The organism is Pseudomonas macauensis, assembly GCF_047902425.1.
In the GTDB taxonomy this organism is placed as follows: Bacteria; Pseudomonadota; Gammaproteobacteria; order Pseudomonadales; family Pseudomonadaceae; genus Pseudomonas.
The window spans coordinates 2863714-2888235 of sequence record NZ_CP138377.1 but is presented as its reverse complement, the minus strand read 5'-3'; the positions used below and the strand labels follow the sequence as shown (position 1 = coordinate 2888235).

The following is a 24522-nucleotide window of genomic DNA, read 5'->3' as shown; positions in this document are numbered from 1 at the left end:
GGGTGGGTTCAGGCGGTCGCGGCGACGGCCAGGCTGGGGTAATCGGTGAGGCCATGGGCACCACCGCCGAACAGGGTTTCGCGCTGGTGCGGGTTGAGCGGCGCGCCCTGGCGCAGGCGTTCGGGCAGATCGGGGTTGGCAACGAAGGGCCGGCCGAAGGCGATCAGGTCCGCCCAGCCTTCGTTCAGCGCGGCGTTGGCGCGCTCGGCGGTGTACTTGCCGGCGTAGATCAGGGTGCCGGGGAACACCTCGCGCAGGCGCTGCTTGAATTCCAGTGGCATGTGCGGGGCGTCGTCCCAGTCGGCTTCGGCGATGTGGATGTAACCCACGCCGATCTCGCCCAGCAGACGTGCGGCGGCGAGATAGGTGGTTTGCGGATCGGCGTCGACGCAGCCGTTGAGGGTGGTCAGCGGCGCCAGGCGAATGCCGACGCGGCTCTTGTCGCTGGTGCCTTCGATCAGCGCCTGGGCCACTTCGCCGAGGAAGCGCAGGCGGTTCTCCAGCGAGCCGCCGTACTGGTCGGTACGGTCGTTGGCATTGGAGTCGATGAACTGGTTGACCAGGTAGCCGTTGGCGGCGTGCAGCTCGACACCGTCGAAGCCGGCAGCCATGGCATTGCGCGCGGCCTGACGGTACTCATCGACGATGCCCTGGATTTCCTCGGTCTTCAGCGCACGCGGCTTGGAGGCCTGGACGAAGCCGGGGGTGCCGTCGGTCTCGGCGACGAAGACGTTGACGCCCTCGGCCTGCATGGCCGACGAGGATACCGGCGCCTGGCCATCGAGCAGGCTGATATGGCTCAGCCGGCCGACATGCCAGAGCTGCGCGAAGATGCGCCCGCCAGCGGCGTGCACCGCCTGGGTGACCTTGCGCCAGCCGGCGACCTGTGCAGGCGAATGGATGCCTGGGGTCCAGGCATAGCCTTTGCCCAGCGGGGAAATCCAGGTGCCCTCGCTGACGATCAGGCCGGCGCTGGCGCGCTGGGCGTAGTACTCGGCCATCAGCTCGTTGGGCACGTCGCCCGGCTGGCTGGCGCGGGAGCGGGTCATCGGCGGCATGACGATGCGGTTGGGCAGTTCAAGGCCGCCCAGGGAATGGGGTTGGAACAGCGGGGATGCATTCTCAGACATTGCAGATCTCCTCCAGCGGCGCGGCCGCCGTGGTCGATTGGGCATGGAATTCGGGCAGCACGCACTCGGCGATCTCCTGCAAGGTCTCGTCGAGGGGCCGCAGGTTGCGGCGCAGTTGCAGGCCGACGTGGTCGACGCCGGCGGCACGCAGCGCACGCAGTTCGGCAGCCAGCGCGTCACGGCCGCCACGGAAACCGAAGCGCCAGCGCCGCAGGGGCTCGTCGGCGCGCTCGGCCAGGTCCAGGTGGATGAAGCTCGAATAGGGTTTGGCTCCGGCCACCGCACGCCAGTTGGCGACGCGACGCTGGTGGTCTTCCGGCGTGCCGGGATAGGCCAGGCAGCCGTCGAGGTTCGCGCCGATCCAGGCCGGGCTCTGCTGCGCCAGCCCCGCCACCAACAACGGCAGCGGTGAAGTCGGAGCAGGCAGCACGGCCATGCCTTCGGGCAGGCTCGACCGCGCGGCATCGCGCAGCAGTGCGATCTGCTCGCGGAAGTTGCCGCCGCGGCCTTCGAAGTCGCGGCCGAACAGCGGGTACTCCACCGGCCGGTCGCCACTGGCCACGCCGAGCAGCAAGCGGTCGCCGCTCAGGCGCTGCACGGTCGCGGCCGACTTCAGGGTCAGCAGCGGCTCGCGGATCGGCAGCACCACGGCAGCGGTGCCGAGCAGGATGTCGCGGGTGACGCCAGCCAGGTAACCGAGGTAGGAAAACACCTCGAAAACCTGGGCGGCATCGCCGAACGACGGGTCATAGAGTGGGACGTCGCGCACCCACAGGGCACGGAAGCCGAGGCGGTCGGCAAGCTGGGCGAGCTTCGCGTGCTGGGCCAGGTCCGGCTCGCCGTGGCGGCGTCCGGCCTGCTGCCGCGCCAGTTCACCGGCAGGCGTCCAGTCGTTGTCCAGCGGAGCTTCGAGGCCGACGCTGAAGCCGCCGGCAGTCAGGCGATCCATAGGTGCGGACATGGCGATCAATCCCAGATCGGAGCCAGACCTTCCGGGCTGACTTCACGGCCATTTCGCTCCAGCGTGGCGATCTTCGCCATGTCGTCGGCATCCAGGCGCAGCTCCTGGGCGAGCAGGTTGCTGGCCAGGTTCTCGCGGCGGGTCGAGGACGGGATCACCGCGTAGCCCAGCTGCAGCGCCCAGGCCAGCGCGACCTGCGCGACGGTGGCGTTGTGCTTGGCGGCGATCTCGGCCAGCAGCGGGTCCTTCAGCACCTTGCCGTAGGCCAGGGTCATGTAGGAGGTGACCTTGATGCCCTGCTCTTTCAGGAACGCGGTCAGGGCCGGGTTCTGCAGGTAGGGGCTGAGTTCGATCTGGTTGGTGGCGATCTCGCCCTCGCCCACGGCGGCGATGGCCTGGCGGGTCAGCTCGATGTTGAAGTTGGAGATGCCAATCTGGCGGGTCAGGCCCAGCTTCTTGGCTTCGGCCAGCGCAGCCATGTACTCGCTCAGCTCGACGCCATTGCCCGGCGCAGGCCAGTGGATCAGGGTCAGGTCGACGTGGTCGGTGCGCAGCTTGGCGAGACTGTCGCGCAGGCTGGGGACCAGCTTGTCGGCGGCGTAGTTCTCCACCCAGATCTTGGTGGTGAGGAACAGCTCGGAGCGCGGCACGCCGCTCTCGGCGATGGCCTGGCCGATGTCGGCCTCGTTGCCGTAGATCTGCGCGGTGTCGATGACGCGGTAACCCAGCTCGAGCGCGGTGCGTACCGAATCGATGACGGCCTGGCCGGTCAGGCGGAAGGTGCCGAGGCCGAAGGAAGGAATGCTCATGTTGGGGCTCCAGGAAGGTTGATCGTTCCGATGGAGCCCAGTCTGCCGGCTTCGCTGTCAGCGATTAAGGCGCCGGCGCGGCAAAGTCTTTTGACTTCAAATCATGAGTGGTTGAATTGCACGTGATTCGAACGCAAATCTGATCACCCCAGCGTGGCGGCAAGTTCTTCGAGCTGGGTGATGACAGTGTTCCAGCCGTCGAAGAAGCCCATCTGCTCATGCTGCTCCCGCGAGGCGTCGTCGGGGTGCATGACGTGGGCGGTATAGCGGCAGCCGGCGCCTTCGTCGGTCATCGTGATGATCGCGGTGAAGCCCATCCAGGGCGTGTTCGGCCGCCAGCCTGCGGTGAGCATCGAGGTGAACACCAGGCACTCGCCCGGTACGACTTCGAGGAAGCTGCCGGGGTTGTCACTGACGCCGCCATCCGGCCCTTTCATCAAGGTATGGAAAGCGCCGCCGGGCTTCAGGTCGAAGGCCAGTACCTCGGTGGTCCAGGGCTTGGGGCACCACCACTGCCTGAGCAACTCGGGTTCCGACCAGGCGCGCCACAAGGCGCTGCGCGGGGCGTTGAGCACACGGGTGATGATCAGGTCGCGCGAGTCGTCGCGTTCAGTGTTCCGGGTCATGGTCCTGCTCCTCTTGGTGAAGTTGTTCGACGAATTCGGCCATGCGATCCGAGCGCGCTTCCCACAGGGCACGCTGCTCGGCGAACCATTGCTCGGCCTGGGCAAGCCGTTCCGGCACCAGCTCGCAGGTGCGGGTCCGACCGTTCTTGCGGCTGCGGATGAGCCCGCTGCGTTCGAGCACCGTCAGGTGCTTCATGAAGGACGGCAGCGCCATGTCGAACGGCGCCGCCAGCGTCGACACCGACTGCGCGCCGAAACCGAGCGCGCCGATAATGGCGCAGCGGGTGGGGTCCGCCAGCGCCTGGAACACGTCGCTGATTGCCGCTTCATAGTTAGCCATATGGCTAACTATAGGTCAGTGGTGGGCTTTGCCAAGGACTTTTTGCGGGCGGCCGGAAAATCAGGGTTCGATTGTCTATGCATGAAAGGGCCGTTTCCGGCCCTTAGCTGCCAGTCGAGAGGGGCAGAAATCGGCGCAAAAGTGCTCCATGGACACACTGCCGATGACCTCCTAAGCTGCAATCAGGCCGTTTCGCTTACCTATGGCTACAGAACACGCGTCTCGGCAGACGCACAAGGAAGACATCATCGTGAAGTCAGGGATCATATCGGTTCTGGTCTTTACAATTGCCGGCCCGGTAATTGGCCTTCTAGTTGCCTTTCATGGAAACCCGGTGGTTTTAGTTTTTCCATTCACCATTATTGGCGCATTCATTCTTGGCGCTCCCGCAGCTGCTTTGGCTGGAGTTGTTTTTTCCGTACTTTTTATCACTACCACCAAGATATTCAAGCCAGAATACATATGATACAGCTCGGGCGCATTGATTGGCGGAATAGCCGGCTTAATCTCAGCATTTATTTTTCAAGCATTCACCAAAGGAGCTAGCGCTGGTTCTTTCTATCTATTATGCATTGTGGCAGGCGCCGCGTGCGGCGCTCTTCGCTGCATGCTTCCAATTGATCCACAAGAATGATGGACCTCAGTTGGTCGCGGGGTTCGCGCTCCCATCTTGGAGCGATGATTCTTGGGCGCTCTCTGCCCGTCGTGACCAGCAAGAATCGACCACCGTCCCCGGCCGTTGCCGAAGGCGTGAGCTGACTGATACCAAGGAGGGAAAATGAAAGCTAGCAAATTCTTGATAAAGTACTTCTTTGTAAGTCTTCTGGTTGCAGTTTTATTGGCGTCCATAAATTTTGGCCGATCCGGAAATAGCACTTTTCTTCACTTGTTTGCACAACTGACTGTGCTGGCTGGCTTGTTATTCAACCACATCAAAGACAACTATGGAAAAATAACAGATCAGTACATGCAGAGGATCGCTGTTGGCGTTTGTCTCCTTAGTTTTTTGTTCATTCCAGCCTTCTCAAAGCATGTGACCTTGGCTGCTGCTTTAGGCTATTTCCTAAGCTTTGCTGCCATCAACGCGATAGCGGTCTATCTGATTTCTTTTGTTTCAATAAAAATTATCGAGAGCGCGCCCGCAAAGCCTGACGACTGAGGCATGGCAGAAGCATGCCCTTCGGCTGTTTGGGGCGGAAACAGTTCGATAAAGCGTCCGCGCCTGGCCGACCTGGAAGCCTGCGGGCAGATGGCGCAGGCCCACCCAGACTTCGTCGAACGACTGAAGGCCAACGCGCCGCTGAACGACGCCCCGCGCGAAACCTTCTTCGGTGATGATGGCGCGGCTACACCGACTATCCGATCCCGAAGGACGCTGTCGTTGCCTGAGCGATCACGCCAGAGCCCTCGGGCAGCCACCCGAGGGCCCTGGCGAGATCAGGTCAGCCCTCCTGCCCCAGCGCCACGCGGGTAGCGTGCTCCGGGCTCTTGCGCTTGATCAGGTAGAAGGCCAGGTAGCACACCGCCATGAAGCCGAAACCCCAGTACAGCGAGGGTCGCTGGGTCGGATCCATTGCGAGGAAGACGAACAGCGAGCAGCAGATCAGGATGCACGCCACCGGAAGCAGCGGGAACAGGGGCGCGGCGTACTTTAGGTCGACCACGGTGCCGCCCTTGGCCATGTGCTCGCGGCGGAAGCGGTACTGGGCGTAGGCGATGACGATCCAGGTCACGGTACCGGCCATGCCGCTCACCGCGGTCAGCACCATGAAGAGGGTGTCGGCGGCAACCACGCTGGTCAGCAGCGAAAGCAGCGAGCAACCCAGGGTGATGAGCAGCGCGTACAGCGGTACGCCGCGCTTGCTCAGCCGGGTCAGGACCTTGGGCGCCATCCCGCTCTTGGACATGGACCAGAGAATCCGCGTGGAGGCGTACAGGCCCGAGTTGGCCACTGACAGGATGGCGGTGAGGATGACGAAGTTCATCAGGTCCCCGGCGTAGGGAATGCCGACCATGTCGAATACCTGCACGAATGGACTCTCGACCAGGCCCGCCTGCTGCCAGGGAATGATCGCCGACAGCACCACGATGGCGAGGACGTAGAAGATCAGGATACGCAGGACCACGTTGCGCACCGAGCGCGGAATGCTCTTCTCCGGCTGCTCCGCCTCCCCCGCCGCGATGCCGAGGATCTCGCAGCCCTGGAAGGCGTAGACCACCGTCATCATCACCGCGAACACCGCCGACAAGCCGTTGGGGAACAGGCTGTCGCCCAGCAGGTTGTTCAGCATCGGCGCCGGCGCGCCGTTGCCCAGGCGGATGCCGCCGAAGATCACCAGCACGCCGATCACGATGAAGGCCAGGATGGCCACCACCTTGACCCCGGCGAACCAGTATTCCGCCTCGCCGAAGGCGCGGGTGGCCAGGGCGTTGAGGGAGAACAGCAGGACCACGAAGATGGCCGACCAGACCCAGATCGGCACGTCGGGGAACCAGCGTTCCATCAGCATGCCGGTGGCGGTGAACTCCAGGCCCACGGTGGATACCCAGCTCATCCAGTACACCCAGCCGATCATGAAGCCCGTGGCAGGGCCGATGTAGCGCGTGGCATGGACCTGGAACGAGCCGGATACCGGCATTTCCACCGAGAGCTCACCGAGGCAGGCCATCACCAGGTACATCAGCAGGCCGGCAACCAGGTAGGCGAGTATCGCGCCCATCGGCCCGCCCTGGTTGATGATGACGCCCGAGCCCATGAACAGGCCGGTGCCGATCACGCCCCCGAGCGAAAGCATGAAGACGTGGCGCCGCTTCAGGGCGCGGGTGAGTTGTGCGCCGTCCCGTGACTTAATCATGGCGCACCTCCTCTCGCCCGGGCAGGGCGTGCGAGGGTAAGGCTTGGAACGAATCGAGGCCGTGGTACGGCGGGCAGATCAGTGAAACCACCTCATGGGTCATGCTCGATAACATCTTGTTGTCCTCTTTATTGCGTATCGGCAGTGGTTTTCGGCGAATCGCCTGGGATGTCGCTCAGCGCACTTCAGGCAAAGCGCTGGGCGGCGAAGGGTTCGGGGGAGGTGAAGGTGGGTTCTCCACACATGATCTCGGCCAGCAGGCGCCCGCTGACGGGGCCCAGCGTCAGTCCGTGGTGGGCGTGGCCGAAGTTGAACCAGAGCCCCGGATGACGCGGCGCCGGGCCGATCACCGGGCGCATGTCCGGCAGGCAGGGCCGGCGGCCCAGCCAGGGTTCGGCGTCGAGGCGACTGCCGAGGGGGAAGAGTCCCCGGGCGAGCCGCTCCACCCGGCGCAGCTGGATCTCGTTCGGCCCCGCCATGGGGTCGGCGAACTCGATGCCGGTGGTCAGGCGGATGCCCTGGCTCATCGGCGCCAGCACGTAGCCACGCTGGCTGTCGCACAGGGTGTGCTGCAGCTCCGCTTCGGCGGCGGCGTAGTGCATGTGGTATCCGCGCTTGACCGCCAACGGGATGCGATAGCCCAAGCGCCGGCAGACCTCGGCCGAGTCCGCGCCCAGGGCCACCACCAGGTCAGTGGCTACCACGTCACCATCGCTGCTGCCGACCCGCCACAGGCGCCCTCTCCTGCCCAGGCTGTCAGCGTCACCATGCAGCAGCACCCCACCGCGATTGACGAACAGCGCCGCATAGCCGCGCACCAGGGCGCCGGGGTCGCGGACCGTCTTCGGGTCGTGCCAGTGGATGGCGCCGAAGGCCGCGCTGCCCAGGGCCGATTGCTGCCGTTCCAGTGCCGTGCGGTCCAACAGGCTGGAGCGCAGCCCGAAGCGCTCCAGCTCAGTGGCCTCCGCAGCGGCCCGCGCCAGGGCTTTGGGGGTGCGGTACAGGTCCAGCCAGCCGCGCGACTGGATCAGCGACTCCAGCCGCGCCTCGGCCACCAGGCGGTCGTGCTCCTCCACACTGCGCTCCACCAGGGGCAACATGTCGCGAGCAGCTTCCTGAAGTCGACGCGGCGAGGAATTGCGCCAGTAGCTGAGCAGCCAGCCGGCGATCTTCGGCAGGAACAGAGGGTTGTAGCGCACGTCCGGTTCGCGGTTCAGGCCGTAGCGCAGCAGCGCCAGGGGATCGCGCGGAAAGGCGTAGGGCACCACGCTGGAGCGCTCGATCAACCCGGCATTGCCGTGGCTGGTGCCCGATCCCGGCGCCGCCCGGTCCACCAGGCAGACACTGCGACCGCGCTCCTGCAGATGGAGCGCTGTGCACACCCCGACTATCCCGGCCCCGAGCACTATCACATCGCAATCCATGAACCTTCCTCATGTTGGGGCGCGATGGGCAAAGCTCCGCCCTCCCCGCGCCTGCCCGTGGGCATGCAGATTTTCGTCGCGCGCGCAGGCCGGCCCGCAGGAGCTGTCCCGGCGCGAAAAATTCAACTCAGTCTGGGTGCCTGAACCGGTCAGGCTGGCGTGATGCCGGAGGCGCGATCAGCCGACGCGCCAGATACCGAAGTGCTTCATGGGAACTCCCGCGTATCCGTTACCGGGATGGGTTGAAGGGCGTGGTGTAGCCGACGAACTCGTTGTGCAACTCGGCGATGGATTCCAGGCGTTTCTCCACCTCCGGCCCCATGCGTTTGAACACATCGTTGACCAGCAGGTTGACCAGCGACAGCATCGGCGCGTCGGAGCTCCAGAACAGGTTCAGCTCCGTGGGCACGCGGAACACCTCGCTCACGCAGGGCTCGGCCCAGTCGCAGTACTCGTCGGTGATCAGCGTGACCGGAATGCCGGCCTCGGTGGCGCGCTGACAGAGCAACATCGCGTGACGGGAATAGCGCCGGGTGTCGAAGACCAGCAAGGCGCTCTGGGCGGGATCGCTGAGCAGCACATCGCTGAAGTTGCCGGCGGCGCCGTCCACCAGGCGCACCCCTTCGCGCAGGTACTGCATCAGGTGCACGAAGGACATGGCGATGCCGCGCTCGGTCTGGAAGCCCGCGGCGAACAGCCAGGTGCGGCTCGCCAGGCGTTCGCACAGCGCCTGCCATTGCTCGGTCCGGGAATACTCGTAGACGCGCACCAGGGCCGCCATTTCCAGCTCCAGGCTCTTCGAGGCAGCCAGCGGCGCGGCATCCTCCTGTCGGCGGAACTCTTCCAGGCGATCACCGATCAGCCAGGGGCTGTCGCCCAGGTCATCCTTGAGGTCGGCCTTGAGGGCCTTGAAATGCGCATAACCCAGGGCGCGACAGAAACGGCCCACGGTGGACTCGCTCACGCCCAGCTTGTCGGCGATGGACGCCGAGGTCTCGAACGGCAGTTCGGTCAGGTTCGCCAGCATGTAATGGGCGATCGCCCGGGATGACGCGGCCTTGGCGGTCAGGTTGTCCTTCAGGCGTTGCTTGATCGAACTGTCCATGGGTGCTCCTTCGAGGTGGGAGCAACAATGGTGGATTTCTGGCATTAAGTCAAACAATGCAAGTTAACTTGCAATTCACATGAGTCCACGAAGACACGGCCTGCATGAACAGCGCTTGGCGAATGTCCGCCTGCTCGCCACGATCAGCGCCTCTCGTCGGATAAAACAATTACGGCATTTTTATATGCCTAAATTGATTTTGCAGTATCACCGACCACCAGAGGCCACCGTCATGAAACTCGGATCATCGATACTCCTCGTGCTCGTCACCCTGTTCTGCGCCCCGACCTTCGCCGCCAGCTATGCCAGCACCAGCGCACCCACGGCCTCAGCCGGAGCCCTGGACAACCGTCTGGCCTTGCGCGACCTGTGGCAGGAACACATCTTCTGGATTCGCGACTACGTGCAGGCCAACCAGGCCGGCGACAAGGCCCAGGCCAAAGTCGCCGCCGACCAGGTGGTGGCAAACGCCACGACCATTGCCAACGCCATCGCGCCGCTCTACGGCCAACCCGCCGCCGACCAGTTGCTCAAGCTGCTGGCCGGCCACTGGACCGCCGTGAAGCACTACAGCGACGCCAGCGTCGCGAAAGATGCCGCCGGGCGCAAAGCCGCGGTTTCCGAGCTCACCGGCAATGCCGGCGCCATTGCGAAATTCCTCGCCAAGGCCAACCCCAACTTGCCCGAGAAGGACCTGGTGGCCATGCTCAGCACCCATGGCGCCCAGCACATTGCCCAGATCGACCAGTTCGGCGCCCATGACTACGCCGGCGAAGCCAAGACCTGGCAGGCCATGCGGCATCACATCCTGATGCTCGCCGACGAGCTGAGCGCCGCCCTGGTCAAGCAGTTCCCGGACAAGTTCTGAGCGAGGTACACGAATGCTTCAAGGAATGGGCCGCACCCAGCAAGACCTGCTCGCCGCCCTGCTCTACCGGGCGGGCGGTATGAGCATCGACGAGTTGGCCGAACAACTGGCGGTCACCCGTACCGCCGTGCGCCAGCACCTGGCGGCGCTGGAGCGCGACGACCTGGTGGTACGCGGCCCCACCCGCCCCACGGGGAGGCGTCCGGAGCAGTTGTACCTGCTCAGCGCTCACGGGCGGGAGTTGTTCCCCCGCCAGTACCAATTGCTCGCCGACTTGCTGATCGGCGAGATCGCGCAGCTCATCGGGCATGACGCCTTGCTCGGGATAATGCGCAAGCTCGGCGCGCGCCTCGCGGCTGAGCTGGAGTCCGAGCAGGTAGCGGAGCCACGGATCGTCGAACACCTGAACGACTCCGGCTACGAAGCGCAGATCATCGCCCGCAGCTCCGGCGAGCTGGAGATCGTCGCGCACAACTGCGTGTTCCACCACCTGGCCGATCGCTACCCCGAAGTCTGCGAGCTGGACCTGACGCTGATCGGCACCCTCGGCGGGCACCCCGTCGAACACCTCGAATGCATCCACCGCGACGGCGAAGTCTGCCGTTTCCACCTGAAGAAGCAGGCGGAAGACGACTCACACTGACAGCCTACTCTTCGGAGCGCTCAGTGCTATCCCGGTCTCGCTCGTAGTGCCGCGAAAGCGGGAACGCTGGCAGCCAGGCCTCGCGGCGGATGGTCCAGAGTTCGTAGGTGGGCTTGAACTGGTCCGGGGCGTCCAGCGAGCCCAGATTCACCTCGATTTCATCGCCACTGCGCCCGAACACCGACGACCCGCAACGGGGACAGAAATGCCGCCCGGCGTACTCATGGGTTTCGCCTTCGACCGTCACCGCGTCCTGGGGAAAGATCGCCGACGCGTGAAACAGCGCGCCATGATGCTTGCGGCAATCCAAGCAGTGGCACAGGCCGACCCGGTAGGGGCGGCCTGTGGCCACAAGGCGGACGTTGCCGCACAGGCAACCGCCGGTGAATCGTTCCACGCTGCACCTCCTCTGACATCGCGTGTCAGGGCTGTTTACGAGAAAGCCCTTCAGGCTTCGCGAGCCCCCATTATCCCCGGATTAACGGGAGCGACGGAAAGACTGTGACGACTTACGGTGTCGCCTCGACGGCACGAGCCCAGGCCTGCAGGGCCTCACAGGCGGCCAGGGCAATCTCCTCATCGCTGCGGCCACTGAACTGCCGCTCCACCGCATCCGCCGCGATAAGCCCGGCGACCGTGGGTTGGCCGACCGCATCGGTCAGGTCCAGCCACTCGACCCAGCTCGCCGGCGTGTCGTACCAGCGCAGATAGCCGCTCGGAGAGCATGGCCACCAGCGCTGGTCGAACTGCAGCACGACCTTCTCCAGCATCCCCATGCCCAGATGGGACAATGCCTCCCGTTGGGGCTGCGGCAGCTCGGGGAGGAACTCCAGGGTCTTGAGCACGCCGAGCGGCACGGTACAGATGCAGAAGTCGCCGCGCTCGTCATTCACCCGCACGTCGCCGTTGTGCCAGTCGATCCGAGTAACGGGTTGCCCGAGCCGGATGTCGAGCCCGGTCGCCAGATGGTCGATGACCTGGCGATAGCCGTCGGGAAGGAAATGATCGTCGTTGCCGACCCCCTCCTCGTCGAGCGACTCCACCGACAATTCCGCCAGCGGCCGGCAGGCCTCGATGATCAGGTTGCCGTCGATGGCGTAACGCGTCGCGCGCGCCTGCTCCGGCGTCAGACCGGCCAGGTAGCGCTCAACGCCCTCGGCCAAGGGAAGACGCCGATCTATTCCCTGGCGAAGCGCCTCCCAGGCGGCCTCGATGCCATCGACCGGTCCGTCGCTGGCCGCCGCCAAAGGCTGGTTGAAGTCAGTCCCGACCAGGCGCACCCCGAGCCGTTCCGCCTCGCGGGCCACGGCGTTGTCGCCGAACTGCTGCAGCCAGGCGGCGCCGACATCCACGGTCACCGGCCCCAGTTGCAGGCTGTGCGTGCGGCCGCCAATGCGCTCCCGCGCTTCGAGCACGACGCAGTCGATACCCTGCGCGCCAAGGTGGCGGGCGGCACCCAGGCCCGCACATCCGGCGCCGATGACGATGACTCGTCGGGCGCCGGCACGCACCGCCAGGTCCGCCGCGCGAATACCATCGTCCCAGGCGCCATGGACCATGGCCGGCGCCTTGGGGTTGCAGGCCTCGCCGGCGATCGCCAGACAACCGCCCAGGCACTCGCCCAGGACTGAGCGATGCGCTGGCGTCCCGCCGGGCAGAAGCGTGCTGTACGCGCCCAGGGAATACGGATCATGGCTCCAGTGGGTGACGTGCCAGGCGATGGGACGGTGCACAAGCGACTCCTTTTCGGGGTGCAGGTTGTTCATGGACGAGAGCTTCCTTGCGGCTCGGATGGCTGGGGTGGATCGGGACACTCAGTTGCCGGCCGACACGCCGCGATCGATCGCCAGGTCCGCCCCCGTGATCGAGCGCGCATGCGGTTGGCAGAGGAAGAACACCAGTTCGGCCACTTCGCCGGGCTGGATGAACGCGGCCCTGTCGCCCTGGGGATACTTGGCGAGCAGCTCGCGATAGTACCCCTGGGGGTCACCGGCGCCGTAGCGCTCCGCCTGGAAGCGCAACATGGGCGTCTCGATGTCGCCCGGCGACACCGTGTTGCAACGAACGCCGAAGGGCGCCAGGTCCAGGGCCAGCGTCTTGCTCAGCAAGGTCACCCCGCCCTTGCTCGCGCAGTAGGCGGCGGCATTGCTGTTGCCCTGGCGGCCGGCATCGCTGGAGATGTTCACGATCGCCCCTTCGCTGTCCTTGAGATGCGGAATCGCCGCCGAGCACATGAAGAAGGTGCCCTTGAGGTTGACGTCCAGAACGATATCGAAATCCTCTTCACTGCAGGCCTCGACCGGCCCCTCGCGCCATACTCCGGCGGCATTGACCAGCGCATCGAGACGCCCCGTCGCCTGCACCGCATCGGCCACGACCCGCCGGCACTCGGCGGGCTGGCGGATGTCTCCCGCGCTGTAGCCGGCCAACCATTTCGACTCGTCCAGGCGCCGTAACGCCTCGTCGTCCAGGTCGGTGGCGAACACCTGCCACCCTGAAGCGGCGAAGCGTTGCACCAATGCCTGCCCCACGCCGCCGCAGGCGCCGGTTACCAGAACCACTGGCTTGCTCATCGATATCTTCCTTCAAGAACTCGGGCGCGAACCGACAGCCGCACCAGGCGACCGGGTAAGCGCCTGGACGCTCATGGCGCCTTGTTTTCGATCAGGCAGTTGCCGCCGTCGACGACCAGTACTTCACCGGTCACATAACTCGCCTCCGGCGACGCCAGGAAGGCCACCGCGGCGGCGACTTCCTCCGGGCGCCCGGCCCTGCCGACGGGAGTATGACGGCCGGCGACGGCCTCCTCTTCGGTGGAGGATTCGGTGGCGATCCAGCCGGGCGCCACGCTGTTCACAGTGATGCCGTATCGGGCGACTTCCAGCGCCAATCCCATGTTCATCCCCACCATCCCGGCCTTGGCCGCGCTGTAGGCCGCCTCGCCGGGGTTGCTGCCGCGGGTGCCGGTGGTGGAGCTGATCTGCACGACCCGTCCGTAACCCCGAGCCTGCATGCCCCGCAGTACGCCGCGGGTCAGCAGGAAGGCGGTGGTCAGGTTCCGGGACAGTGACAGGTTCCATGCGGCGAGGTCGGTATCGGCCACATCGGCGAAGGGCTCCGGACTGCCCTGCATGGCCATGCCGGCGTTATTGACCAGGATGTCGATCCGGCCCCAGACGGATTCGGCCCACTCCACCAGCGTGTTCACCTGGGCCTCATCGGTAAGGTCCGCCGTGCGTCCTTCGACCTCGAAACCTTCGGCGCGCAGCTGTGCCACACGGTCGAACAGGCGGGCGCTGCTGGCGGTAACGATGAGCTTCACCCCGCATTGCCCGAGCCGCCGGGCGATCGCCATTCCGATTCCCTGTTCGCTGCCGGCGCCGCTGATCAACGCGACCTGGCCCTGCCATTGTGCATTCAGCATCTCAGCCTCCTTCGATTGCGATAGTGCGAGCCAGATTAGGCTCGTCCTGGCCATCGAAAAAGACGATTACCATCAGTTATTCTGACAACCGACCAGGCTCGCATCGGGTATTCAGTGCGTATCGGCCATATCAAAGCCGTGCATCCCCATGTCGGCGGGGATCATCATCAGGATTATTGAAAACAATGGCCTTCTCCAGCGACTCCCTCTCGATCTTCCTCGCCGTGCTGGACAGCGGCTCTTTCTCCGCTGCGGCGCGCAAGCTCGGTCGCGTGCCATCGGCGGTCAGCATGGCCATCGCCCAGCTGGAAGCGGAGCTGGACCTCACGCTGTTCGACCGCAGCACACGCAAGGCATTGCCCACCGCCGCCGCGCTGGCCCTGGAGCCCCAGGCCCGGCAGGTGATCTGCCAGCTGAACCTGCTGGATGCCCAGGCATTGCAGCTGCACAAGGGGCTCGAACAACGGCTGAGCATCGCGATTGCCCCGGAGCTGCAGACCGGGCGCTGGGGCGAGCCGCTGGCGACACTGGCCGAGGAGTTCCCCGGACTGGAAATCGAGGTCCGCTCGGCCACGCAAGCCGAAGCCGTACGCATGCTCCACGAAGGCGCCGTGCAACTGGCGCTGGTGTTCGAGCGCCCCGGCATCGATGAGCGCGAGTCCTTCCTCGAAGCGGGCAGCCAGTTGCTCGTCGCGGTCGCGTCTCCGCAGCACCCCGTTGCCCGGCAGGGTGACAGGCCATTGCGCGAGGAAATGCTCGCCGAACAGCGGCAGATCATCGTGTCTTCGGGCACGCCCACCGGGTCGGACCCACGCATGGTGCTGTCGCGGCGCATCTGGTTGACCGACAGCTACCTGGCCACCCTGGAGTTCATCCAGTCCGGCCTCGGCTGGGCCTACCTGCCGCAGCCCCTGGTACAACCGCTGATCGCTTCGGGCGCGGTCACGGAAGTCCGCTTCGACAACATGGCCAGCAGGCTGCGGCTCTGGGTCGATGTCATCTGGATGAAGTCCCGGCCGCTGGGCCTGGGTGCCCGGCGCTACCTCGATCTCATGCGCCAGGTATTCCGGGACGAGCCACCCAGATCCTGAGTTCCCGTGCATCCCCACGGGCGAAAATCCGCCCCATCTGGCCAGGCACGCCGAAAAAGTGCGAAGATCGCCCAAAATCGTTAACACGAGTAACCGTGACCGCATGGCCAAGAAAAGCGCTTCCGCCCTGCCCCTCGACGACGCGCCTCAGGAGGCCGCCAGCGCGGCCCTGAGTTCGCCTTTGGACAACTACGTCGGCTACGCCCTGCGCCGTGCGCAGCTGTCCGTCTTCCAGCACCTGGTGAACGAACTGGCCAAGTTCGACCTGCGCCCGGCGCAGTTCACCGCCCTGGCGATCATCGAGAGCAATCCCGGGCTGATGCAGGCTGACCTCGCCCGCGCCCTGAGCGTCGAGCCGCCGCAACTGGTGCCGCTGCTGAACAAGCTGGAAACCCGTGCCCTTGCGGTGCGCGTGCGCTGCAAGCCGGACAAGCGCTCCTACGGGATCTTCCTCAGCAAGGCGGGCGAAACCCTGCTCAAGCAACTCAAGGACGTCGCCCTGCAGAGCGACCTCGAAGCCACCGCCGGCCTCTCCGACGCCGAACGTGAGCAACTGCTCGGCCTGCTGCAGAAAATCCATACCCCCGCGTAATTCCCCTCTCCGTTCGCCCTGCCGTTCGCTGATCGCGCCCCGTCTACCGCCCCCGGCGGTGGACGGCCGTGGCGTTGACGAATCCGTTCAAGCCTCCTAGCATCAAAATTAGTTAATTAAATTAACTAGATTCTCCTACAACAATTACAAGAGCACTTCTGGCATGAACGACATCCCGTCCGCTCCACTGGCGCGGCAAACCGCTGCCACTCGCCTCACCATCCTGCTGTGCTTCATCGTCGCCCTGCTGGAGGGCGTCGACATCCAGTCCTCCGGCATCGCCGGACCGGGTATCGCCGCGCATTTCGGCCTGGACAAGGTCCAGCTCGGCTGGGTATTCAGCGCCAGCATCCTCGGCCTGCTGCCCGGTGCCTTCGTCGGCGGCTGGCTGGCTGATCGCATCGGCCGCAAGCGCGTGCTGACCGCCGCAGTAACGCTGTTCGGCCTGTTCTCCTTGCTCACCACCCAGAGCGGGAGCCTCGACAGCCTGCTGGCGGCGCGCTTCATGACCGGACTGGGATTGGGCGCGGCACTGCCCAACCTGATCGCCCTGACCTCCGAGGCCGCCGGCAGCGCCCAGCGCGCCACCGCAGTCAGCCTGATGTACTGCGGTGTGCCGCTGGGCGGGGCGCTGGCCTCGCTGGCGGGGATGTCGGCTGGTGCGGAGCGCTGGCAACTGGTGTTCCACATCGGCGGCTGGGCGCCACTGCTGGTGGCGCCGCTGCTCTACCTGCGCTTGCCGGAGTCCCCGGCCTACCTGCGCCCGGGCAACGAGCGCCAGCGCATCGGCGTGTACCAGGGGCTGTTCCGTTCGGGCCAGGCCCTGCCGACCCTGCTGTTGTGGCTGAGCTGCTTCTTCACCCTGATGGTGGTGTACATGCTGCTCAACTGGCTGCCCTCGCTGCTCATGGGTCAGGGCTTCAGTCGCGCCCAGGCCGGCAGCGTGCAGTTGCTGCTGAACCTTGGCATGGCGCTGGGCTCGGTACTGGCCGGCGTGCTGCTCGACCGCTGGCGGCCGACCCTGCTGGTGACCCTGATCTACGCCGGCATCCTCCTCGCCCTGGCCGGTCTGGGCTCGCTGGACGGCTTTGTCAGCATGCTGCTGGTGGGCTTCGCCGCCGGCTTCTTCGTGCTCGCCGCGCAGCTGGTGCTCTATGCCCTGGCGCCGCAGTTCTACCCCGCCGGCATCCGCGCCACCGGCGTCGGCTCGGCGGTCGCCGTGGGCCGCCTGGGCTCCATCGGCGGGCCCCTGCTGGCAGGCCAGATGCTCGCCTCCGGCGCCGGAGCAACAGGCCTGATGGCGGTTGCCGCCCCCGGCATCGTGGTTGCCGCCGCCGGGATCATTCTTCTGCTCCGCCACCGATCCGGCACTGCCAGCGACTGACACCCCGCCGAAGATAACGACAAGAAGCGAGCCCCCGATGGACAGATACCTCGTGGCGGTCCTCGCCGCCTGCCTGGCGCCTGGCGCGCTGGCAGGCGGTTTCCTGGACGACAGCAAGGGCAGCCTGGCGCTGCGCAACTTCTACATGGATCGTGATTTTCGCAGTGGCAGCGGGCAGTCCCAGGCCCGCGAGTGGGCCCAGGGTTTCACCCTGAAGCTGGATTCGGGCTATACCGACGGTCCCGTCGGTTTCGGCCTGAGCTTTCTGGGCATGGCCGGCTACAAGCTCGACTCCAGCCCGGATCGCACCGGCACCGGGTTACTGGCCTACGACCCGGTCAGCCGCGAAGTGGACGACCAGTACGCCAAGGCTGGCCTTACGGCGCGCCTGAAGGCATCGCGCAGCGAGCTGCAGCTGGGAACCGTGCAACCGCTGCTGCCGATCGCCTACCCGATCACCGCACGGCTGTTCCCGCCGGTGTTCCGTGGCGCCTTCCTGCAGTCCCGCGAGTTCGACGCGCTGACGTTGCATGGCGGCTATTTCGACCGCCAGAAATTCCGCGACTCCAGCAACGACGACAAGCTGCGGGTCAGCGCGCCGAACAAGCGCTTCAACGGCACCGCCGAGTCGGACTTCTTCGGCTTCGGCGGCGGCGAATACCGGATCAGCGAACAACTGACCGGCAGCTACTACTTCGCCCAGTTGCGCGATCTGTACCGCCAGCACTACGCCGGCCTGACCTACACCAGTCCGCTGGGGCCCGGCCGGCTCAAGGGCGAAGCCTTCTACTTCCGCAGTACCGAGGATGGCGCCGCCGCAGCCGGCCCGGTGGACAACGGCAACCTCAACCTCAACCTGTCCTACCAGCTGGGCGCCGACACCCTGCGCCTGGGCCACATGCGCCTGAGCGGCGACACCGGGATGCCTTACCTGTCCGGCACCGACCCTTACCTGATCGTCGGCGGCAGCCTGGTCTCGGAGTACGTCAATCCGGACGAGCGCGTCTGGCAACTGCGCTACGAGCACGACTTCGCCGCCCAGGGCCTGCCCGGCCTGACCGCCCTGGCGCGGGTGGTGCACGGCGATAACGTGCAGCTGCCGCAGTACGACTGGCGCGGCCGCGAATGGGAGCGCGACCTGGAACTCGGCTACGTGGTGCAGTCCGGCAGCCTTGCCGGTCTCGGACTGCGACTGCGCCAAGGGCACTACCAGAGCGATTTCGCCCGTGACGTGGACGAAGTGCGCGTGACCATCGATTACAGCCTTGCGCTGTGGTGATCGTTAAGAAACCTAATCAATCAGGAATCCCCCATGCCCCTACCCGGACTCTTCAGCGCCTTCGACGACGCCCTGCTCGTCGAAGCCGTCCGCACACCCTGGATCGACTACCGGGGCGCCCTCTCCACCGTCTCGCCGACCGACCTGGGTATCCACGCCGGCCGCGCTGCGCTGCAACGCGGCGGCGTGGACCCGGCCGGCATCGACAGCGTACTGGCCGGCAACATGGCCCAGGCCAGCTTCGATGCCTACATGCTGCCGCGCCACATCGGCCTGTACTGCGGCGTTCCCCAGCACGTCCCGGCGCTGGGCGTGCAACGCATCTGCGGCACCGGCCTGGAACTGCTGCGCCAAGGCGCCGAGCAACTCCAACGAGGCCAGGCCCGCAGCGTGCTCTGCGTGGCCAGCGAGTCGATGTCGCGCAATCCGATCGTCAGCTACAGCCATCGCAACGGTTTCGCCCTGGGCCAGCCGGTGGAGTTCAAGGACTTTCTCTGGGAGGCGCTGCTCGACCCGGCCGTGGGCCTGAGCATGATGCAGACCGCCGAGAATCTCGCCCGCCGCTACGGCCTGCGCCGCGAGGACGTGGATGCCTATGCCCTGCGTAGCTTCGAACGGGCCTTGCGCGCCCAGGCCGAAGACTGGTTCGCCGGAGAAATCCAGGAGGTGATCGAGCAGAGTTTCGAGCAGCCCGGCCTCGTCCCGCGCCGGCTGAAGCTGGCCAGCCGCCAGGCGCGCGCAGCCCAGGACAGCCATATTCGCGAGACCTCCGCCGAAGCACTGGGACGCCTGAACGCGCTCTACCCGGACGGCGTGCAGACCGCCGGCAACAGCTGCGCCGTGGTCGATGGCGCCGCCGCCGCGCTGCTGATGACTCGTGCGGAAGCTGGCAACCGGCCGGTTCTGGCCCACGTGCGTGGCGCCGCCGTGGTGGGTGTCGACCCGGCGTACATGGGCATCGGCCCGGCGCCGGCGATCCGCCGTCTGCTCGACGGCTGCGGGCTGCGTCTGGAGCAGATCGGCCATTTCGAGATCAACGAAGCCCAGGCCGCCCAGGTGCTTGCCGTGCAACGCGAACTGGAACTGGACGACGAACGCCTGAATATCCATGGCGGCGCCATCGCACTGGGTCACCCGCTGGCCGCCACCGGCCTGCGCCTGGCCCAAACCGTGGCCCGGCAGATGGCCGCCAGCGGCCGTCGCTATGGCATCGCCTCCGCCTGTATCGGCGGCGGCCAGGGCATGGCCGTGCTGCTGGAAAACCCGCAGCCCAGCGCCTTCAACTGAGCCCCTGCTGTGCGGCGCCCTCCTGGCGCCGCCTTTCTTCCGGCCAAATTTCACACATAAAAAAACGGGCCGCCGTGCTATCACAAGGCGGCCCGTTTCGTTCGCTCAGGCTCAGGGGGCGGGGATCAACCGTGCATCTTCACCCCGGTACAGGCCTTCGATCAGCTCGGCCCGCGAGGCCAGGATGGCGCGCTGGTTCAGCGAGCCCTTGTCGGTGATCTCGCCGCGATCGATGGACGGCGCCTCATCGAGCAGCGCAGCCCAGCCGAAGAAGTTCGCATTGCCGGTCGCTTCCCGGTTGAGTTGCCCCAGCCACTCGCTGAACCAGGCGCGCACTTGCACGCTGCCAAGCACCTGGGCATCGCTGGCATCCGCCCCCAGGCCGGCCAGCGCACGGCACTCGGCCATGCGCGGAAACACCAGCAACCCCAGGCTCGGACGGTTGGGCGCCAGCACCACCACATCCTGCACGTAGCGCGCCCCGGCGAGCACCGCGCGGGTGCGCAGCGGGCCGACGTTGACGAACACGCCGGAGGACAGCTTGAAGTCCTCGGCCAGGCGGCCATCGAACATCAGACCCAGTTGCGGTTTGGCGTCGTCCGCCAGGCGCAGGGCGTCGCCGGAGCAGTAGAAGCCTTCCTCGTCGAAGACCTCGGCGTTCTGCTCGGGGCTGCGCCAGTAACCGTGCATCAGGTTCGGGCCCCGGTAGCGCGCTTCCAGCTTGCCCTCCAGCGGCACCAGCTTGACCTCGCAACCCGGTGCCGGCAGCCCGACGTAGCCCGCCACGGAGAGCGGACCGGTGGTAAACGTGCAGGACGGCGCCGCCTCGGTCATGCCCAGGCCGGCCATCATGCGGATGCGTTCGCCGCAATGGGCCTCGGCCAGGCGGTCGAGGCGGTCCCAGATATCCTGGGACAGCCCCGCTGCGGCGAAGAAGAACAGGCGAATGTGGGCAAAGAAGCGCTCGCGCAGTTGTGCGTCGGTCTCTAGCGCCCCGGCCAGTTCCTCCCAGCCGCGCGGTACGGTGAGGTAGGCGGTGGGCGAGATTTCCTTGAGGTTGCGCAGCGTTTCGGCGAAGCCCTGGGGCGTCGGCCGACCGCCGTCGATGTAGAAGCTGCCGCCGTTGTAGAGCACGATGCCGAGGTTGTGGCTGCCGCCGAAGGTGTGGTTCCACGGCAGCCAGTCCACCAGCACCGGCGCCTCCCTGGCGAACTCGGGGAAGGTCTGCAACAGCATCTGCTGGTTGGCGCAGAGCATGCGCTGGGTGGTCGGCACCGCCTTGGGCAGCTTGGTCGAGCCGGAGGTGAAGAGGAACTTGGCGATGGTGTCGCCATCGGTGGCTGCAAAGGCGGCATCCGCCTCGGCGCAATCCCCGGCCTGCAGCAGGTCGGCGAAGGCGCGGCACTGCCGGCCGGCGATCTCGCCCCGGCCGAACAGCAGCGGCACCTGGGCATCGATCACGGTTTCGATGGCACGACGGAACGGCGTGGCATCGGCGGCGAACACCAGGCCCGGCTGCAACAGGTCGACGATATGGCGCAGCTTGGCCAGGTCCTGGGAAACCAGCGAATAGGCTGGCGACACCGGGCAATAGGGAATGCCGGCGTACATCGCGCCGAAGGCCAGTTGCAGGTGCTCCAGGTCGTTGCCCGAGAGGATCAGCAGCGGGCACTCCGGACCGAGCCCATAGGCCAGCAGGTTCTGGGCGATACGCCGGGTGCTGTCGAGCATCTGCGCGTAGCTGATGCGGCGCCACTGTCCGGATTCGTCGCGGGCGGCGACGAAGGTCTGTTGCGGCCGCTCGACGGCCCACAGTTGCAGGCGTTCAAGCAAGCGTTCGGGCAGCGGCTCCAGCGCTTCGCGGGCGCGCATGTAGAGGGTACCGTCGGCCTCGCGCCGGACTTCCACTTCGGGATGGCCGATGGCGACCGGTCGATAACGCGGCCGGGTATTGGATTCGAGGTTCATGGAGTGTTCTCCATCGAGACACGCCGCCGGGCCCTTCGGCGCGGCGGCGGAAATCTTGTTCTTGTTCTGCTCGGCGTCCTGCCGGGCGCTCGGATCGGAAACTCAGATTGGATAGTGGCGCGGCGTGGTCTGCAGGGTGATCCAGCGCAGTTGGGTGAAGTGATCGAGCGCGGCGCGGCTGCCGAAGCTACCGTAGCCGCTGGCCTTGACGCCACCGAAAGGTATCTGCGCCTCGTCGTGCACGGTCGGGCCGTTGATATGGCAGATACCCGACTCGACGCGCCGCGCCAGGTTCAGTGCGCGGGCCTGATCGCGGCTGAAGATCGCCGCCGACAGGCCGTACTCGCTGTCGTTGGCCACCCGCAGGGCCTCTTCGTCGCCGTCCACGCGGATCACCGAAAGCACCGGGCCGAACGACTCCTCGGCATACAGGCGCATGTCCGGTGTCACCCCGTCCAGCAGCGCCGGCTGCATCACCGCACCCTCGCATTCACCGCCGCAGAGCAGGCGTGCCCCCTTCTCCACCGCGTCGTCGATCAGCGCGCGAATGCGCCGGGCGGAGGCTTCGTCCACCAGGCTGCCAAGCACCGAGTCCGGCGCGGCGGGATGGCCGGCGCGCAGGCTGGCGGTCTTCTTCGCCAGGCGTTCGACAAAGGCGTCTGCCACGCGCGCATCGACGATCACGCGCTCGGTGGACATGCAGATCTGCCCCTGATTGAAGTAGCCACCGAAGGCAGCAGCTTCAACGGCGGCGTCCAGATCGGCATCGTCCAGCACCAGCAGCGGTGCCTTGCCGCCCAGCTCCAGCAGCGCGGGCTTGAGGTGACGCGCGCTGAGCTCGCCGATGATGCGTCCGACACGGGTCGAGCCGGTGAAGTTGACGCGCCTGACCGCCGGATTGGCGATCAGCCGGTCGACCAGTGCGGCGGCGTCTTCCGGAGCGTTGCTCAGCACGTTGACCACGCCATCGCCCAGGCCCGCGTCATGCAGCACCTGGCCGATCAGCCGGTGCACCGCCGGACACTGTTCGGACGCCTTGAGCACCACCGTGTTGCCGCATGCCAGGGCCATGGCCACGGCACGGGTCGCCAGGATCACCGGGGCGTTCCAGGGAGCGATGCCCAGTACGACACCCACCGGTTGGCGCATGGCCATGGACAGGGAGCCGGGCACATCGGAGGGGATCACCTCGCCCAGCACCTGGGTGGTCATGCCGGCCGCTTCGCGCAGGATGCCGGCGGCCAGGTGCACGTTGAAGCCGTACCAGTTGGCCATGGCGCCGGTTTCGCGGGCGCCGGCGGCGATGAACTCGGCGCTGCGCGCGTCCATCAGCCGCGCCGCCTCAAGCAGGCGCGTACGACGCTCGCCGGGGCCCAGCGCGGACCAGGCGGGAAATGCCGCAGCAGCGGCGGCTACGGCGGCATCGGCATCGTCGAGGGTGGCCGCAGCCGCGACGCTGGCCGGCGCGCCCGTCAGCGGGTCGAGCCGGGTGAAGGTGCGTCCGTTGCTGGCAGGCAAGGCCCGTCCGCCGATCAACAGCGAGACTTCGTTCATGCAGCGATTCCTCTTGTCGTTGTTATGGCCGCGGGGCCTGTGCCCCGCGGCGGCGGCTCAGCGGCGGTAGGCCTGGAGGCCCGGCTTGATGCTCTTTTCGTCGAGGAATTGCTTGAGGCCCTGCTCGCGGCCATGCTCCGGGTCACGCAGCTGGGCCTGGTCGAGCTTGGCGTAGAGGTAGTCCTCGTTCTGCTCCCAGGTCAGCTCGCGGCAGCGCTTGAAGCCGTTCTTCGCCGCGCGCAGCACCACCGGGTTCTTGTCCAGAAGATCTGCGGCCAGTTCCAGCACCGCCTCGCGCAGTTGCGCCAGCGGCACGCTGCGGTTGACCAGGCCCATCTCGGCAGCCTTGCGGCCATCGAAGGTCTTGCCGGTCATGATGTAGTACAGCGACTCGCGATGGCCCACGGTGTCGGCCATGGCCTTGCTGACCAGGTTGCCCGGCGGGATGCCCCAGTTGATCTCGGAGAGGCCGAACACCGCCTCGTCCGCGGCGATGGCCAGGTCGCACGCCACCAGCGGGCTGAAACCACCGCCGAAGCACCAGCCGTTGACCATGGCGATGGTCGGCTTGGAGTACAGGCGCAGCAGCTTCCACTGCCATTCGGAGGCGTCGCGGCGGATGCGTTCCTGGAGGATCTCCGGACCGGCGTCCACTTCCCGGAAGTATTCCTTCAGGTCCATGCCCGCGGTCCAGGCTGTGCCGGCGCCGGTCAGCACCAGAACACGCGCGTCGCCATCCTGCTCCACGGTTTCCAGCACATCGCGCATCTCGCGGTTGAGCGTGGGGCTCATGGCGTTGCGCTTTTCCGGACGGTTCAGGGTAACCCAGGCGATGCCGCCCTCCACTTCCACGGTTACGGTCTGCCAGCGGCCTTCGTACTTGTTCATGTCTCACCTGTGTTCTTGTTTGGCTTGGTGAGGGAAAACTATCTCGCCCAATTAGTTATGTCAATTAACTATATTTGCCAATTCATTTGACGCGAGCACCTGCCTTGGCGAACGGCCGAGATGAAAACCTCGGTATCAAGGGTCAACAAGGAGATCGCCACCGACATCGCTGCACCCTTAGCGAGACAGCGCTGTTAGTTAACAAAAATAATCATGGAGAATTTCAGGGGACAGGACGCCAGCGCAACGGGGTGACGCGCCAGAAGCTCGGCATCACTCCGCGGCCACGCGGTT

At 66.0% G+C, this 24522-nt stretch carries 24 protein-coding genes; 9 read left to right on the top strand and 15 right to left on the bottom strand.

Annotated features, from left to right (window positions below):
• Positions 1-8: 8 nt before the first annotated feature.
• The 5 genes from SD196_RS13470 to SD196_RS13450 all read right to left on the bottom strand — a co-directional run bounded on the left by SD196_RS13470 (position 9) and on the right by SD196_RS13450 (position 3866).
• Entirely contained in the window at positions 9-1130 is a 1122-nt protein-coding gene (locus SD196_RS13470) for an alkene reductase (protein WP_416311651.1), read from the bottom strand.
• Positions 1123-2091, bottom strand: a complete 969-nt coding sequence (locus tag SD196_RS13465; protein ID WP_275607151.1) for a TIGR03571 family LLM class oxidoreductase — start codon at positions 2089-2091, stop codon at positions 1123-1125. The genes SD196_RS13470 and SD196_RS13465 overlap by 8 nt, the downstream gene beginning before the upstream one ends.
• 5 nt (positions 2092-2096) lie before the next feature.
• Complete coding sequence (gene dkgB, locus SD196_RS13460) at positions 2097-2900, bottom strand: 2,5-didehydrogluconate reductase DkgB (protein WP_370599406.1); 804 nt, start codon at positions 2898-2900, stop codon at positions 2097-2099.
• A 143-nt stretch (positions 2901-3043) separates the two neighbouring features.
• Positions 3044-3526 (bottom strand): SRPBCC family protein, encoded by a 483-nt coding sequence (locus SD196_RS13455; protein ID WP_370599407.1) that lies wholly within the window; start codon positions 3524-3526, stop codon positions 3044-3046.
• A complete protein-coding gene (locus SD196_RS13450) occupies positions 3510-3866 on the bottom strand; it encodes an ArsR/SmtB family transcription factor (RefSeq protein ID WP_275607154.1) in 357 nt (118 codons plus the stop codon). The genes SD196_RS13455 and SD196_RS13450 overlap by 17 nt, the downstream gene beginning before the upstream one ends.
• A gap of 250 nt (positions 3867-4116) precedes the next feature.
• On the opposite strand from SD196_RS13450, the gene SD196_RS13445 reads away from it, so the two are divergent.
• On the top strand, positions 4117-4332 hold the full coding sequence (locus tag SD196_RS13445) for a hypothetical protein (RefSeq protein WP_416311650.1): 216 nt from the start codon (positions 4117-4119) through the stop codon (positions 4330-4332).
• 312 nt (positions 4333-4644) lie between these two features.
• A complete protein-coding gene (locus SD196_RS13440; RefSeq protein WP_416311649.1) occupies positions 4645-5025 on the top strand; it encodes a hypothetical protein in 381 nt (126 codons plus the stop codon).
• Positions 5026-5308: 283 nt separating this feature from the next.
• Here the strand turns inward: SD196_RS13440 and SD196_RS13435 are convergent, their stop codons facing one another.
• From SD196_RS13435 to SD196_RS13425, 3 genes are all read right to left on the bottom strand, one after another.
• The gene (locus SD196_RS13435) at positions 5309-6721 is read right to left on the bottom strand and encodes an amino acid permease (RefSeq protein WP_416311648.1); all 1413 of its coding nucleotides are present in this window, start codon (positions 6719-6721) and stop codon (positions 5309-5311) included.
• A 185-nt stretch (positions 6722-6906) separates the two neighbouring features.
• On the bottom strand, positions 6907-8145 hold the full coding sequence (locus tag SD196_RS13430; protein ID WP_416311647.1) for an NAD(P)/FAD-dependent oxidoreductase: 1239 nt from the start codon (positions 8143-8145) through the stop codon (positions 6907-6909).
• Positions 8146-8374: 229 nt separating this feature from the next.
• Positions 8375-9250, bottom strand: a complete 876-nt coding sequence (locus SD196_RS13425; protein ID WP_416311646.1) for a MurR/RpiR family transcriptional regulator — start codon at positions 9248-9250, stop codon at positions 8375-8377.
• Positions 9251-9482: 232 nt separating this feature from the next.
• Here SD196_RS13425 and SD196_RS13420 point away from each other — a divergent pair, with 232 nt between their 5' ends.
• Together SD196_RS13420 and SD196_RS13415 are read left to right on the top strand one after the other, a co-directional pair.
• Positions 9483-10118, top strand: coding sequence for a hypothetical protein (locus SD196_RS13420; protein ID WP_416311645.1), 636 nt, complete (start codon positions 9483-9485; stop codon positions 10116-10118).
• Positions 10119-10131: 13 nt separating this feature from the next.
• Complete coding sequence (locus tag SD196_RS13415) at positions 10132-10761, top strand: helix-turn-helix transcriptional regulator (RefSeq protein ID WP_331320134.1); 630 nt, start codon at positions 10132-10134, stop codon at positions 10759-10761.
• Between the two features lie 4 nt (positions 10762-10765).
• On the opposite strand, the gene SD196_RS13410 is transcribed toward SD196_RS13415, so the two are convergent.
• From SD196_RS13410 to SD196_RS13395, 4 genes are all read right to left on the bottom strand, one after another.
• Positions 10766-11158: a GFA family protein gene (locus tag SD196_RS13410; RefSeq protein WP_416311644.1), complete on the bottom strand. Its 393-nt coding sequence runs from the start codon at positions 11156-11158 to the stop codon at positions 10766-10768.
• A 112-nt stretch (positions 11159-11270) separates the two neighbouring features.
• Positions 11271-12527, bottom strand: coding sequence for an FAD-dependent oxidoreductase (locus SD196_RS13405; RefSeq protein WP_416311643.1), 1257 nt, complete (start codon positions 12525-12527; stop codon positions 11271-11273).
• Positions 12528-12575: 48 nt separating this feature from the next.
• Complete coding sequence (locus SD196_RS13400; RefSeq protein WP_416311642.1) at positions 12576-13334, bottom strand: SDR family NAD(P)-dependent oxidoreductase; 759 nt, start codon at positions 13332-13334, stop codon at positions 12576-12578.
• 71 nt (positions 13335-13405) lie between these two features.
• Positions 13406-14185, bottom strand: a complete 780-nt coding sequence (locus SD196_RS13395) for an SDR family NAD(P)-dependent oxidoreductase (protein ID WP_275607160.1) — start codon at positions 14183-14185, stop codon at positions 13406-13408.
• Positions 14186-14370: 185 nt separating this feature from the next.
• Here SD196_RS13395 and SD196_RS13390 point away from each other — a divergent pair, with 185 nt between their 5' ends.
• The 5 genes from SD196_RS13390 to SD196_RS13370 all read left to right on the top strand — a co-directional run bounded on the left by SD196_RS13390 (position 14371) and on the right by SD196_RS13370 (position 19818).
• Complete coding sequence (locus SD196_RS13390) at positions 14371-15276, top strand: LysR family transcriptional regulator (RefSeq protein ID WP_275607161.1); 906 nt, start codon at positions 14371-14373, stop codon at positions 15274-15276.
• Positions 15277-15379: 103 nt separating this feature from the next.
• Entirely contained in the window at positions 15380-15868 is a 489-nt protein-coding gene (locus SD196_RS13385; RefSeq protein ID WP_275607162.1) for a MarR family winged helix-turn-helix transcriptional regulator, read from the top strand.
• 163 nt (positions 15869-16031) lie between these two features.
• Entirely contained in the window at positions 16032-17252 is a 1221-nt protein-coding gene (mhpT, locus tag SD196_RS13380; RefSeq protein ID WP_275607163.1) for a 3-(3-hydroxy-phenyl)propionate transporter MhpT, read from the top strand.
• Positions 17253-17289: 37 nt separating this feature from the next.
• Entirely contained in the window at positions 17290-18531 is a 1242-nt protein-coding gene (locus SD196_RS13375; RefSeq protein WP_416311641.1) for an OprD family porin, read from the top strand.
• 33 nt (positions 18532-18564) lie between these two features.
• Positions 18565-19818 (top strand): thiolase family protein, encoded by a 1254-nt coding sequence (locus tag SD196_RS13370; protein WP_416311640.1) that lies wholly within the window; start codon positions 18565-18567, stop codon positions 19816-19818.
• A 111-nt stretch (positions 19819-19929) separates the two neighbouring features.
• Here the strand turns inward: SD196_RS13370 and SD196_RS13365 are convergent, their stop codons facing one another.
• The 3 genes from SD196_RS13365 to SD196_RS13355 form a co-directional block, all read right to left on the bottom strand.
• Complete coding sequence (locus SD196_RS13365) at positions 19930-21786, bottom strand: feruloyl-CoA synthase (RefSeq protein WP_416311639.1); 1857 nt, start codon at positions 21784-21786, stop codon at positions 19930-19932.
• Between the two features lie 102 nt (positions 21787-21888).
• Entirely contained in the window at positions 21889-23340 is a 1452-nt protein-coding gene (locus SD196_RS13360; RefSeq protein WP_275607167.1) for an aldehyde dehydrogenase, read from the bottom strand.
• 57 nt (positions 23341-23397) lie between these two features.
• Positions 23398-24228 (bottom strand): p-hydroxycinnamoyl CoA hydratase/lyase, encoded by an 831-nt coding sequence (locus SD196_RS13355; protein ID WP_275607168.1) that lies wholly within the window; start codon positions 24226-24228, stop codon positions 23398-23400.
• Between the last annotated feature and the right edge of the window lie 294 nt (positions 24229-24522).

Coding starts and splice junctions, on each gene's coding strand:
- SD196_RS13470 (WP_416311651.1), bottom strand. CDS start 1,130: ATGTCTGAGAATGCATCCCCGCTGTTCCAACCCCATTCCCTGGGCGGC.
- dkgB (WP_370599406.1), bottom strand. CDS start 2,900: ATGAGCATTCCTTCCTTCGGCCTCGGCACCTTCCGCCTGACCGGCCAG.
- SD196_RS13425 (WP_416311646.1), bottom strand. CDS start 9,250: ATGGACAGTTCGATCAAGCAACGCCTGAAGGACAACCTGACCGCCAAG.
- SD196_RS13360 (WP_275607167.1), bottom strand. CDS start 23,340: ATGAACGAAGTCTCGCTGTTGATCGGCGGACGGGCCTTGCCTGCCAGC.
- SD196_RS13455 (WP_370599407.1), bottom strand. CDS start 3,526: ATGACCCGGAACACTGAACGCGACGACTCGCGCGACCTGATCATCACC.
- SD196_RS13365 (WP_416311639.1), bottom strand. CDS start 21,786: ATGAACCTCGAATCCAATACCCGGCCGCGTTATCGACCGGTCGCCATC.
- SD196_RS13440 (WP_416311649.1), top strand. CDS start 4,645: ATGAAAGCTAGCAAATTCTTGATAAAGTACTTCTTTGTAAGTCTTCTG.
- SD196_RS13400 (WP_416311642.1), bottom strand. CDS start 13,334: ATGAGCAAGCCAGTGGTTCTGGTAACCGGCGCCTGCGGCGGCGTGGGG.
- SD196_RS13415 (WP_331320134.1), top strand. CDS start 10,132: ATGCTTCAAGGAATGGGCCGCACCCAGCAAGACCTGCTCGCCGCCCTG.
- SD196_RS13395 (WP_275607160.1), bottom strand. CDS start 14,185: ATGCTGAATGCACAATGGCAGGGCCAGGTCGCGTTGATCAGCGGCGCC.
- SD196_RS13385 (WP_275607162.1), top strand. CDS start 15,380: ATGGCCAAGAAAAGCGCTTCCGCCCTGCCCCTCGACGACGCGCCTCAG.
- SD196_RS13390 (WP_275607161.1), top strand. CDS start 14,371: ATGGCCTTCTCCAGCGACTCCCTCTCGATCTTCCTCGCCGTGCTGGAC.
- SD196_RS13405 (WP_416311643.1), bottom strand. CDS start 12,527: ATGAACAACCTGCACCCCGAAAAGGAGTCGCTTGTGCACCGTCCCATC.
- SD196_RS13450 (WP_275607154.1), bottom strand. CDS start 3,866: ATGGCTAACTATGAAGCGGCAATCAGCGACGTGTTCCAGGCGCTGGCG.
- SD196_RS13435 (WP_416311648.1), bottom strand. CDS start 6,721: ATGATTAAGTCACGGGACGGCGCACAACTCACCCGCGCCCTGAAGCGG.
- mhpT (WP_275607163.1), top strand. CDS start 16,032: ATGAACGACATCCCGTCCGCTCCACTGGCGCGGCAAACCGCTGCCACT.
- SD196_RS13355 (WP_275607168.1), bottom strand. CDS start 24,228: ATGAACAAGTACGAAGGCCGCTGGCAGACCGTAACCGTGGAAGTGGAG.
- SD196_RS13420 (WP_416311645.1), top strand. CDS start 9,483: ATGAAACTCGGATCATCGATACTCCTCGTGCTCGTCACCCTGTTCTGC.
- SD196_RS13430 (WP_416311647.1), bottom strand. CDS start 8,145: ATGGATTGCGATGTGATAGTGCTCGGGGCCGGGATAGTCGGGGTGTGC.
- SD196_RS13370 (WP_416311640.1), top strand. CDS start 18,565: ATGCCCCTACCCGGACTCTTCAGCGCCTTCGACGACGCCCTGCTCGTC.
- SD196_RS13375 (WP_416311641.1), top strand. CDS start 17,290: ATGGACAGATACCTCGTGGCGGTCCTCGCCGCCTGCCTGGCGCCTGGC.
- SD196_RS13465 (WP_275607151.1), bottom strand. CDS start 2,091: ATGTCCGCACCTATGGATCGCCTGACTGCCGGCGGCTTCAGCGTCGGC.